This is a genomic window from Streptomyces sp. WZ.A104 (assembly GCF_002382885.1).
Taxonomy (GTDB): domain Bacteria; phylum Actinomycetota; class Actinomycetes; order Streptomycetales; family Streptomycetaceae; genus Streptomyces.
Window position 1 is genome coordinate 1 of record NZ_NWVL01000127.1, and the last position, 11,831, is coordinate 11,831.

At 73.5% G+C, this 11,831-nt stretch carries 9 protein-coding genes and 1 pseudogene; 2 read left to right on the forward strand and 8 right to left on the reverse strand.

What is annotated here, in order from left to right; genetic code table 11:
- From CIB93_RS39360 to CIB93_RS35770, 4 genes and pseudogenes are all read right to left on the reverse strand, one after another.
- Nucleotides 1-144: pseudogene (locus CIB93_RS39360) on the reverse strand (SRPBCC family protein); the annotation flags it as partial.
- Between the two features lie 61 nt (nucleotides 145-205).
- Complete coding sequence (locus CIB93_RS35760; RefSeq protein WP_257002517.1) at nucleotides 206-1,771, reverse strand: SDR family oxidoreductase; 1,566 nt, start codon at nucleotides 1,769-1,771, stop codon at nucleotides 206-208.
- 313 nt (nucleotides 1,772-2,084) lie between these two features.
- Nucleotides 2,085-2,531, reverse strand: coding sequence for an SRPBCC family protein (locus tag CIB93_RS35765; protein ID WP_096632958.1), 447 nt, complete (start codon nucleotides 2,529-2,531; stop codon nucleotides 2,085-2,087).
- An 88-nt stretch (nucleotides 2,532-2,619) separates the two neighbouring features.
- Nucleotides 2,620-3,486, reverse strand: coding sequence for a DeoR/GlpR family DNA-binding transcription regulator (locus tag CIB93_RS35770; protein WP_096632959.1), 867 nt, complete (start codon nucleotides 3,484-3,486; stop codon nucleotides 2,620-2,622).
- A gap of 239 nt (nucleotides 3,487-3,725) precedes the next feature.
- On the opposite strand from CIB93_RS35770, the gene CIB93_RS35775 reads away from it, so the two are divergent.
- Nucleotides 3,726-6,239, forward strand: coding sequence for a hypothetical protein (locus CIB93_RS35775; protein ID WP_096632960.1), 2,514 nt, complete (start codon nucleotides 3,726-3,728; stop codon nucleotides 6,237-6,239).
- On the opposite strand, the gene CIB93_RS35780 is transcribed toward CIB93_RS35775, so the two are convergent.
- The 4 genes from CIB93_RS35780 to CIB93_RS35795 form a co-directional block, all read right to left on the reverse strand.
- Nucleotides 6,206-8,638, reverse strand: coding sequence for a right-handed parallel beta-helix repeat-containing protein (locus tag CIB93_RS35780; protein WP_096632961.1), 2,433 nt, complete (start codon nucleotides 8,636-8,638; stop codon nucleotides 6,206-6,208). The two genes, CIB93_RS35775 and CIB93_RS35780, sit on opposite strands and share 34 nt — an antisense overlap.
- A 208-nt stretch (nucleotides 8,639-8,846) precedes the next feature.
- Nucleotides 8,847-9,455, reverse strand: coding sequence for a hypothetical protein (locus tag CIB93_RS35785; protein WP_096632962.1), 609 nt, complete (start codon nucleotides 9,453-9,455; stop codon nucleotides 8,847-8,849).
- 42 nt (nucleotides 9,456-9,497) lie between these two features.
- Nucleotides 9,498-10,322: an MOSC domain-containing protein gene (locus CIB93_RS35790; RefSeq protein ID WP_096632963.1), complete on the reverse strand. Its 825-nt coding sequence runs from the start codon at nucleotides 10,320-10,322 to the stop codon at nucleotides 9,498-9,500.
- A gap of 130 nt (nucleotides 10,323-10,452) precedes the next feature.
- Entirely contained in the window at nucleotides 10,453-10,902 is a 450-nt protein-coding gene (locus tag CIB93_RS35795) for a DUF6643 family protein (protein ID WP_096632964.1), read from the reverse strand.
- A gap of 271 nt (nucleotides 10,903-11,173) precedes the next feature.
- Here CIB93_RS35795 and CIB93_RS35800 point away from each other — a divergent pair.
- Nucleotides 11,174-11,831, forward strand: a 658-nt coding sequence (locus CIB93_RS35800; RefSeq protein ID WP_143660128.1) for a TerD family protein, incomplete at its 3' end; no start/stop codon positions are given.

The window sequence follows — 11,831 nt, forward strand, 5'->3', positions numbered from 1 at the left end:
GAACCAGGACGGCCAGGACGCGACGTCCTCGGCGAGCGCCCGGTACACCACGTCCGCCGGCGCGGACACCTCGGCGGCGAACACCAGACGCATCGGCGCGGAATCGACGAACTCCATTCCTACGGTACGGAGTCGGCGTGCCATCGCATGCACCTCCCGGCGGTCTGCGGCGGATGGAGCCGCGCACACCATAGCGGGCGGGCCCTCAGTTGTCTGTACCACTGTCGGCCACTGGTCCGTGCCGCCGCTCCGCCTCGGCCCCGGCCGCCCGAGTGATGTTCCGCGCCATCCCCCCGAAGACCACCGAGTGGAAGGGCCACACGCTCCACCAGTACGCATGGCCGAGCAGCCCGTGCGGATGGAACAGGGCGCGTTGCCCGTAGACGGTCCGGCCCCGCTCGTCGCCGCGCACTGTCAGTTCCAGCCAGGCCAGGCCCGGCAGCCGCATCTCCGCCCGCAGCCGCAGCAGTTCGCCTGGCACGATCTCCTCCACCCGCCAGAAGTCCAGCGAGTCGCCCACCCGCAGCCGCTGGGCGTCCCGGCGGCCGCGCCGCAGCCCCACCCCGCCGACGATCCGGTCGAGCCAGCCGCGTACCGCCCAGGCCAGCGGGAAGGAATACCAGCCGTTCTCCCCGCCGATGCCCTCGATCACCCGCCACAGCGCGTCCGGGGCGACCGGAACGGGCAGTTCCCGCTCGTCGCGGTACAGGCTGCCGCCCGCCCAGTCCGGGTCGGTGGGCAGCGGATCGCTCGGTGCCCCGGGCACCGAGGCGGTGGACCAGCGGGTGTCGACCTGCGCCTCCTGGATGCGCTGGAGGGCCAGCCGCAGCGCCCGGTCGAAGCCGACGGTCCCGTCCGGCGGATCTGGGATGTAACGCCTGATGCCGTCCTCCCGGCAGACCACCTCATGGCGCAGGGACTCCGTGAGCGGGCGGGCGATGGAGCTGGGCACCGGGGTGACCAGACCCACCCAGCGGCTGGACAGCGTCGGTGTGAGCACCGGCACGGGCAGGATCAGCCGCCGCGGCAGCCTTGCCACCCGGGCATAGCGCTGCATCATGTCCCGGTACGTCATGACGTCCGGGCCACCGATGTCGAAGGTCCGGTTCACCTCGTCGGGCAGCGACGCGCACCCCACCAGATACCGGATCACGTCCCGTACGGCCACCGGCTGGATACGGGTCCGTACCCAGCTCGGGGTGATCATCAGCGGCAGCCGCTCCGTCAGATAGCGCAGCATCTCGAACGACGCGGATCCCGACCCGATGACCACCGCCGCCCGCAGCACCGCCGTCGGCACCCCGGAGTCCAGCAGGATCCGGCCCACCTCGGCCCGTGACCGCAGATGCGGCGACAGCTCCCTCTCCGGCACCCCGGCCGGGGTCAGCCCGCCCAGATACACGATCCGGCGCACCCCCGCAGCACGCGCCTGCTCGCCGAAGGTCCGGGCGGCCTTGCGGTCCGTCTCCTCGAAGTCCGAGCCGGAGCCGAGCGCGTGCACCAGGTAGTACGCCACATCGACGTCCCGCATCGCCTCCGCCAGCGACTCCGCGTCGGTGACATCGCCGCGGACCACCTCGACCCGGTCCACCCAGGGGTAGTCGCGCAGCTTCCGCGGTGTTCTGGCCAGGGCGCGCACCCGGTGTCCGGAGTCCAGCAGGGCGGGCACCAGCCGACCGCCGATGTAGCCGGTGGCACCGGTCACCAGAGCGCGCGCCGGGGGCCGGTCGGCAAGCCCCGGGGCGTCGGCGTGATCTGTTTCGTCCGTCACCTGTCCGAGTCTGGCACCGGACGGCCGGGTCGACCGGCCGGGGACCCCCGTACGGCGGCACGGACGCCGCCGTACGGCGCACCCGCCGTCAGCGTGCCGCCCGCGTCCGGTGCCCGAGGCGCGGCAGCCCGCTCGGGCCGGTCCGGACCGTGCGTCGGTCCGGCGCCGAGGCTGATGGATCGGCGTGACCATGCCTTCCGGCGGTGGCGGGGATGTCATATCGGCCAACGAGTCAAACGTGTGACGGCAGCATCACCCGAACGGGAACGGCCGGCCGATCGTTGGTGATCTCCGGCGTGCGCCCCGGCAGACCTCAGGTCGTACCGGGCGAGGCGAGCAGCGCGTCCAGCACTCTGCCGAACACCCGGCGCCCGGTGGAGGCGATGAGCGGGTCACCCCACCCCGGCACCAGCCGTACCCGCAGCTCCTCGACCCACACCACATGGGAACCGGAATCCGTCGGAAGCACATCGATGGAGGCCCGGCCCAGCACCACCGACCCCCGCTTCTCCAACCGGCACACTCCGGCCCGGCCACCGGCGGGCGGGGTCCACCGCACCACTTCCATCGGGTCGTCGAAGGCCAGCGGCCCCAGGCCCGTACGCGCCACGAAAACCGTCCCGACCTGCGTGGGCAGTCCCGTCGGCACCGAGATCGCGGTCAACGGCACCTGCGCGGCGTGCCGTTCCCAGTCGGTCACCCGGCGCCAGGCCTCGGCTGCGGGGAGAGGAGGGAAGCGCTCGATCCGGAAGACGGCCACCCTGCGATCCTATGGGGTGCCGGTGGAGCTGCGGCGAGCCGAACGGAATCCGCGGAGGCCCACGTCAGCATCAAAACCGCCCCCCCCGTCAGCCCCCCGAGGCGGGCGAAGCGCCGGAGGGTGAGGTGTGGGCGGGGGACTCGCCCGCCACCAGCAGACCCGGCAGATGCTCCGCGATCTCCCCGCGCACTTCGGGAGCCAGACCCGCGTCCGTGACGAACGTGTCGACCTCCTCCAGCGCGGCGAAGGAACTCAGCCCCACCGTCCCCCACTTGGTGTGGTCGGCCACCACCACGATCCGGCGCGCCGCCCGGACGAAGCGGCGGTTGGTCTCGGCCTCCGCGAGGTTGGGCGTCGACAGCCCCGCCTCGGTCGAGATGCCGTGTACACCGAGGAACAGCACATCGAAGTGGAGCGCGTCGATGGCCCGGTCGGCGACCGGGCCGACCAGCGAGTCCGACGGCGTACGCACCCCGCCCGTCAGCACCACCGTCGCCGCCCCGGGGCGCGTGCCCCGTCCGGCGGCCGGACGCTGCGCGTCGTGGAACACATCCGCCACCCGCACCGAGTTGGTGACCACCGTCAGATCCGGCACCTCCAGCAGATGCCGGGCCAGCGCGAACGTCGTCGTCCCGCCCGAGAGCGCGATCGCGCTGCCGGGCACCGCCAGCGCCGCCGCCGCCCGCGCGATGTCCTCCTTGGCGCTCAGCTCCAGCGCCGACTTCGCCTCGAACCCGGGCTCGTGCGTACTCGGCTCGACGACCGGGACCGCGCCGCCGTGGACCTTCTCGATGACACCCTGCCGGGACAGCGCGTCCAGGTCCCGACGGATCGTCATGTCGGAGACGTTCAGCTTGCGGGTCAGCTCATTGACCCGGACCCCGCCCCGCCTGCGCACCTCGTCGAGGATCAGCGCACGGCGCTGCTCCGCGAGGAGGTTCTGATTCTCGCTCAACGCCGGGCCCGTTCCTTCCCTCTGGCCGTACGGTCCGCAGCGGTCTGCGACACACGCTCATCCTGCCACGCAGGCATGTCCCGCGTACCACCTGGGGAGATTCCGTGAGACCGCTCACGCGCCCGCCCCGAGCCCGCAATCCTGGGCCCGGCACAGGGGCCCGCACCTCCTCCTCCGCGTACTGCATCCCCCATTCCCCGTCCGCCGCCAGGCCCGACGCGTCCGAGAGAGAGTCCCCCTTGTCTCCCGCCACCCCACCCCCCGCGGCACCGCCCGCGCAGGCCACCGGAACAGCGCTGGAACTGCTCGTCCACGGCGTCGGCGGCGCCACCCCGCAGGAGGTGCTGGGCGATCCCCGTACGATCCGGGTCACCGGGGACGCGACCGCCGCCGTGTACCGGCGCACCGACGACGTCCACGGCGAGAAGCACCCCGAGCGCTACCGGGACGAGCCCGTCGCCGAGGCGTACTGCTGGTCCGGCCTCACCTCCGGCAACAGCTCCCGTGCCCTGTGGCTGCTGCTCCTGCCGTTCATGGTGGTCAACCTCGCCCACTGGATGCGCCCCACCGCCACCGGCCGCACCCGCGCGGTCCGGCTGTACGGCGTCCTGGTGCGGCTCGTCGCGCTCAGCCTCACGGTGCTGCTGACCGCGGCGGCCTGCGAAGTCGCCCTGGACCTGGTGGCCTGGCAGTGCGCGGGCACCCGGAGCTGCGCCGAACGCCGTTCCTGGCTGGGCTTTCTGTCGGCACATCAGGGCAGCTGGTGGTCGCAGCCCGGGCGTCGGATCGCCTTCGCGGCCCTCCTGCCCACGGCTCTGGTGGGGCTCCTGTGGTATCTGTCCCACCGCACCTGGAGCGCGTACGAGTCCCAGGGCCCCCTGGACGGTACGGACGTCGACGAGAACGACCCCGACGGGGCTGAGGAGGCCCACGGCCCCGGCGCCCCCGCCCCGGACTCCCTCGCCCCCGACGCGCCCAGCCCTCTCACCGTGCCCACCCCGGACGCCGACGGAGCCCGGGGGCGGCCACCTGCCCCGGTCCGCCCCGCGCTCGGCCGCCCCGGCTTCTGGTACGGCCGCCGACTCGTCGCCCGGCTCCGGGCCGCCCACACGGCGATCGGATTCCTGACCGTCGCCGCGGCGGTCACCGGCGCCGCCGCCCGCTACGACCGGACCCCCGACAGCCCGGTGCCCCAGGCGCTCGGCGCGGCCGTCGAGGGAGGCATCGTGCTGTGCGCCCTCGTCGCCGTGTGGGTCGTCTGCCGCCGGGGGCGCAGCGAACGGGTCCGCGACACCCGGCTGGACTGCGCCCTCACCACCTATCTGCCCGGCTCCGCACTGGCCCTGCTCGCCCTCGCCGTCCTCCACGCGTCCTGGTCGCGCCCTGCCTGGCAGTCCTCGGGCAGCCTGCCCGGCGAGACCGCCTTCCGGCTGCTCGCCCTCGTCCAGGGCGTCCTCGTCGTCGCGCTCGCCCTGGTCGCCCGCAGCCTCCACCGCCGCACTCCCGAACCCCGCACCATCCTGTACGGACTCGGCGGCCCCGCGGTCGCCATGCTCGCCTGCGCCCTGGGCGGCGTGATGACCGGCGGAGTCGCCCAGCGTGTCGCCGACTGGCTGGACGGGCCCGGCACTCCGGGCATGGACCAGGCCGACATGGCCGGGCCGCCCGTCCTGCTCAGCTGGCAGGCCTCCGTCATCCCGGTCCTCCTGCTGCTCCTGCTCTGCCCGGTCGTGGTGCTCGTCGTCCGCACCGCGCGCACGGCCCGCCGCCTCGGCCCGCTCGTCGAGGCGGAGTACGCCCCCGAACCGCCCGACCGCGCCCGGACCCGCCGCATCGCCCGCATCCGTGCCACCGCCGCCCTCACCGACTCCGCACCCTGGATCGTCGGCGTGGTCTCCGCCGCCACCCTGCTGCTCGGGGCGGGCGCGATCGTCGGCTCCTGGCGCAGCAACGAGGTGCCGGGACGGGCCGCGGACGGGAGCGTGCCGCTCCTCGAATCACTCGCCGAGGCCGCGCAGTCGACCGGGTCCTGGCTGGTCGGCCTGGGCTTCGTGCTCTTCGTCGCGGGGGGCCGCCGCGCCTACAAGGACGCCTCGGCCCGCCGCACCATCGGCATACTCTGGGACGTCGGCACCTTCTGGCCGCGCGCCGCCCACCCCTTCGCGCCCCCCTGCTACGCCGAGCGCGCCGTACCCGACCTCGCCTCCCGGATGTCCGCCTGGACCACGACCATGCCCCTGGGCCGGCTCGTCATATCGGGCCACTCGCAGGGGAGCGTCCTCGCCGCCTCCGCCGTGTGGCAGCTGCCCGACGCGGCGCGCAGCCGGGTCGCGCTGCTCACCTACGGGTCCCCCCTGGAGCGGCTGTACGGGCGGTGGTTCCCCGCCTACTTCGGCCCCGTGCCCCTGCTCGGGCTGCACCGCTCGGTGCACTGCTGGCGCAATCTGTGGCGGGCCACCGACCCGATCGGCGGGCCCGTCCGCATCAGCACCGACCCCGACCCGGGCGTCGACCGGGGGCCGCTGAAGGACCCCCTGGCCTACGGGCGGACCACCGAGCTCCCGCTGCCCGAACCGATCCTTGGCCACTCCGACTACCAGGCCGATCCGGCCTTCGCCGAGCAGCGGGCCGCCCTCCTGGAGGAGCTGGGCCCGATCGTGCCCCGCCAGGCGGAGGGACAGCCGCAAGGACCGGCGGAGGCGCGGATGCGGAGAGACGGTCACAAGGGCAGTTCGGGAAGGTCCTCCGGGTAGAGCAGGGTCAGGTCGTCCGTGCTCGTCTCGGCGAGCTGGGCGACCCGGCCCGCGTGCCGCTCCACCATCGACTCGAAGGTCTGGCGCGCGGTGCGGCCGTTGCCGAACGCGGGACCCTTGGGGAGCGCGGTGAAGTGCTTCAACAACGCTTCCCCGGTCCCGTCGGCCAGGCTGTACTCATGCTCCTCGGCCTGCTGCTCGACGATCCGCAGCAGCTCCTCGGGCACGTAGTCGCTGAAGGTGATGGTCCGGGAGAATCGGGAGGCCACACCGGGGTTGACGGTGAGGAACCGCTCCATCTCGTGGGTGTACCCGGCGACGATCACGACCACCGCGTCCCGGTGGTCCTCCATCAGCTTCACCAGCGTGTCGATGGCCTCCCGGCCGAAGTCCCGGCCGGAGTCCTCGGGGGACAGGGCGTACGCCTCGTCGACGAAGAGCACCCCGCCGCGCGCCCGGTCGAACGCCTCCTGGGTCCGGATCGCCGTCGAGCCGATGTGCTCGCCGACCAGGTCGACCCGGGACACCTCCACCAGGTGGCCGCGCTCCAGCACCCCGAGCGAGGCCAGGATCTCCCCGTAAAGCCGGGCGACGGTGGTCTTGCCCGTGCCGGGGGAGCCGGTGAAGACGAGGTGGCGGCGGACCGAAGCGGCCTTCAGCCCGGCCTCCTGGCGGCGGCGGCCCACCTCGATCATGTCGGTCAGCGCCCGCACCTCGCGCTTGACGCTGTCCAGCCCCACCAGCGCGTCCAGTTCGCCGAGGACCGCCGAGGAATCGCGGGCGGGCTCCGCCGGGGCGGCCGGATCGGGGGCGGCGGGCTCGACCGCGCGCTGTCCGGGCATCGTGTTCAGCAGTCCGGGTGTCGAGAGGGTGGCCGTCAGCACCGCGGGCGCCGGGGCCGGTGCCGTCCGCAGACCGCTCTCGTCGCTCGTGCAGTCCTGGACGATCGGACCGGTCGCCGAGGCGCCGTCGCCCTCGGGGAACTCGTAGCCGCCCCGGGCGCACCGCTCGGTGCGGCAGCGGGTGAGAGTGGTGCGGCAGCCCTCCATGATGTGGAAGCCGTAGCCATCGGTGCCCGTCACCCGGCAGCTCTCGAAGGTGCCCCGGCCCTCGGCCGAGACGTAGAACCCCGCCTCGGCGGGCGAGGTGACGGTGCAGCGCTCAATGGTGGGGTCCGCGCCCTTGGTGACGATGACCCCGGTCTGCGCCGCGTCGATCGTGCAGTTGTTCAGCGTGCCGCCGCTGCCGTGGTCGCGGAACCAGGCCCCGGTGGACGCCTCCCGGATGCGGCAGTCGTCCAGCTGGGCGGTGGCTCCGTCGCTCACGGAGACGGCGGTGTTGCGGATCTGGGAGAGGTCGCTGTCCACGACGTCGGCGCGGGAGCCCCGGTCGAGGACGAAGATCGCGTCGGGGACGTCGTGCACCCGGCAGGCGTCCAGTATCACCGTCGCCCCGTCGCTGACCCAGACCGCCGGATAGTCGCCCGTACTGTCGTGGATCTCGCACTGGTTGGCGTCCACCCGGGTGCCCGGGTCCCAGACCGAGAGCCCGTTGCGGCCGAAGCGGCGGACCGTGGAGCGGGTCAGCGTGAGCACCGAGCGCGACCGCAGGTCCACGGCGTTCTCCGGGATGTCGTGGATGTCGCAGTCGGCGAGCGTCAGCACCGCGTCGGTGTCCAGGGTGATGCCGTCCGCCGAGGTGCGGTGCACGGTGCAGTCGGTGAGGTGGGCCGAGGCGCGGGCGGTGATCTGGATGCCGCTGCCCTTGATCTCGTACACCTCGCAGCCGAACGCCTCCAGGCCGCTGCCCTCGCCGGTGACGCCGATGCCCGCGCCCGAGGTGTGGTGGATCCGGCAGCGGTCCAGACGTGGATGGCCGCCGTCGCGGACGGAGATCCCGGACTGGCCCGCCGAGACGATCTCGCACTTCTCGAACACCCCGCCCGCACCGTCCAGTACGGCGATGCCGACCCCGGCCGGATTGTCGACGGTGCAGCGCCGCACGGTGGGCCGGGCCGCGCCGCGCACCTCGATGCCCGCGGCGGACCGGGTCACGATCCGCAGGTCGCAGAGGTCTGCCGTGCCGTCCTCGATCAGCAGGGCGGGTGCCGCCGAATCCTGGCCCTCGATGTGCAGGTCCTGGACGACGGCGGAGGCGCGCACGGTCAGCGGTACCCCGTCGACCGGCGCGATCCGCACGGAGCCGACCGACCCTTCGGGGCCGCGCAGGGTCACCGCGCGGTGAACGACGAGGTTCTCCCGGTACGTGCCGGGCGCGACGGTGAGGACGTCGCCGTCGGCTGCCGCCTCCAGGGCCGCGGAGAGGGAGGCGTACTCGCCCGTGCGGCGGCGCCATCGCGATGTGCCGGTGTGCGTCACCTGGACCGTGCCCTGTGCCATGGCGTTGTTGTGCCCCCACCTCGTGCTGTGCGATGCCTCGGGTCCGTCCGCCTGCCGAGCTGCCGGGCGGACGGGGTCGGACCACCGTAGCGCGCGGGAGGGGCGGGAGTTGACGAGTCGGCTCCTCGGAGTGATGTTGCCGATGGCCTCCTCCGGCGGAAGCAGAGCCGAAGCAGGGTCGAGGGAGAGAGTCGAAGCGGGCCCGTGGTCAGCCGCCCGTACCGGCTCTGCCCCAGTCCGGGCCGGTGGCGGCCCACTCGCGGTCCAGTCGTGTGTACCGCGCCTGCACCATCCGGGCTACGACCAGCCGCCTGCCCGCCTCGATGCATCCGACAGCGAGCAGGAACGCACCGACGCCGCCCAGCACCGCGTGCGACCGGGCGGTGCGGCCGTCCATCGGCGGCTCCACCGGCACACCCGCCTTGTCCGTCCAGATCCGCACCGGGGAACCGGGGCCGACGGGCCGCGACGCGGTGGCCACCTTCTCCGTGTGCCGGCTGCCGTCCGGGGCCTGCCAGGACGCCACCACCCAGGTCCGCGCGGCGCGTTCGGCGGCGGCTCCCGGATCGCCGCCGCCCCGCTCCCGTCCCGGCACCGGGTGCACCACGACCGCGTCGACGGCGTGGCGCTCCGCGTGCTGGGCACTCACCGAGCGCCGGAGCGAGGCGTCGGCGGCCGCACCGCCCGCCCAGCCCGCCGCCGGGGCACCCAGCGCCATCAGCAGCAGTGCGCCGATCGTCACCCACCCCTCGCGACGGTCGGTGGCGCGGCGCAGCCGATTGCGCCGCCCGCGCAGCAGCGCCGACAGCCCCCACACGCCCGTTCCCCCCACGCCCGTTCCCCCCACGGTCCTCGGCCCTCAGTCGAGGATCCGGACGGGGTCCCCGACCCGGATCACTCCCGTCCCCTCGGGGATCAGATTCTGGCCGAAGACCAACTGCTTGCCGAACCGGCGGTGGCGGGCGAGGGTGATCAGCGGCTCCTTGCCCCGCTCGGCCGTCTCCTGGTCCGTCGTCGTGATCACACAGCGGCCGCAGGGCTTGGCCACCGTGAAGGCGACCTCGCCGACGGCGATCCGCCGCCAGCCGTCCTCGGCCCATGGCTCGGTGCCCCCGACCACCACATTCGGCCGGAAGCGGTCCATGGGCAGCGGACCCTCCTCGGGCCGGTCGCCCGCGGCGACAAGGGCGTTGAGTGCGTCCAGGGAGGCCGTGGTGGTCAGGAGCAGCGGATATCCGTCGGCGAACGAGACGGTGTCGCCGGGGCGTGCGAACACCGGGTCGACGTGTCTGCGGTGCGACGGCTCGTCGAGATGGACGAGCCGGACCTCGCAGTCGAGGACGTCGCTGAACCAGGCATGGGCGTCGTCCGACGCCTCCGCCACCACCACCGTGTCCCGGTGCAGCTCCACGGTGATCGTGCGCTTCGGCTCCGGTACCTCGACGTGCAGGGGCGGGCGGCCCGGCGCGGACAGGAGCAGGCCGCCCCCGGACAGCAGCTCGGCCGAGATGCGGGCCATCAACGGCTGCTGACGCTGAGTGAGCGCCCTCGCCGCCTTGTCGACCAGCATCCATCGGCGGTCGCCATCGAGTCCCCACGGCTCGACGGCAACCGCGTCGGCCACGCGGGCGGTGAGCGATTTGACGGGATAAATCCGGATGGCCCGGAGGGAGGGACGGCTCATGCGTCCATCCTGCCAGCCGCCTCTGACACCGTACGTGCGGCATCCGGACGTTCGTCACGCAGGTGCGACCGACGTCCGGTGCGTCCCCCGGCGCGGAGCCGCCGCACGGTGTCAGGGGTGCCAGGGGCTTTCAGTACCCCCGGCTCTGGTACGGCCGGTTGTACGGGTCCTCGTACGGCGAGGGGGTCGGTGCGGGCCGCGGCGAGGCCGGGCGCATCGCCTCGTACCCGGTACCCGGCGCGGGCCGCTGCGCCTGGGGCTGCTGCGGGATGTACGGCGCGGGCGCGTGCTGCAACTGGGCGGGCTGCATCGGCGCGTGCTGCGCCGGGGCCTGCTGGTACTGCGGCATCGGCTGCTGCGGGTAGCCGTAGCCGATGGGCTGCGAGGGGGCCGCGGGAAGGGCCGGAAGCGCCGACGGCAGGGCCGGCGGATAGCTGCTGCCGGTGTCATAGGCGGCAGGCACACGGATGGGGGCGATCTGAGGGGTTCCCCGCTCCGCGACCAGGGAGTCGTAGATCGGAGTGTCGGGGAACGACGCGGCGTAGTAGCCGCCGCCGAAGGTGGAGCGGGGGGACGTCATGCCACCTAAGTTAAGCCCACGATGTGCTGGTTGGGGAGCCCGATAAGAGGGTTGTTTTCCCCGATGTGAGTGAACCGCGATCCCCAATGCGAGCGAACTTGGCAAAAAAGGGCGCACCGACGTCTACTGATCGTGTAAAGGCCAAGTTCACGGGGGGTTACCGGCGGATCGCCGGGAGGAACATCGTGCTGGGCGGGGCGTGCTCCGCCGTGCCGGGGATTAGGTTGTCGGGAAATGCCCGCGGGGCATCCGGACTCGTGATGGGGCGAGCATGACCATGCAAAAAGGAACCAACGTTCCGGTGCCGGCCGGCACCGTACGCGTCGAATTGGGGTGGCACGCGGCGCCGGGCGCCCCCGACGTCGACGCCTCCGCCCTCCTCCTGGTGGCGGGAAAGGTCCGCAGTGACGCGGACTTCGTCTTCTACAACCAGCCGGCCCACGGCTCCGGCGCGGTCCGGCACGAGGGCAAGCGGACGGCTCCCGACCGGGTCACCGACACGCTCGTCGTCGACTTCGGCAAGGTCGAGCCCGGGATCGAGCGCATCGTCGTCGCGGCCTCGGCGGACGGCGGCACCTTCGGCCGGGTGAGCGGGCTGTACGTGCGGATCGAGGACGCGACGGGCGGGGCGGAGCTGGCCCGCTTCGACAGCACCGACGCCACGGTCGAGACCGCCTTCATCCTCGGCGAGCTGTACCTGCGCCAGGGCGCCTGGAAGTTCCGCGCGGTGGGGCAGGGCTACAGCACCGGGCTCGAAGGGCTGGCGACGGACTTCGGTATCTCCGTCGACGAACCGCAGCAGGCCCAGCCGTCCGCGCAGCCCCAGCCGTCCGTGCCAGCCCCCGCGGCGGCCATGTCCCCGCCCGCCCCGGTGGCGCCGCCCGCAGCCGCGCCGGTCGCGCCCGCTCCGCCAGCTCCCCCGGCCCCTC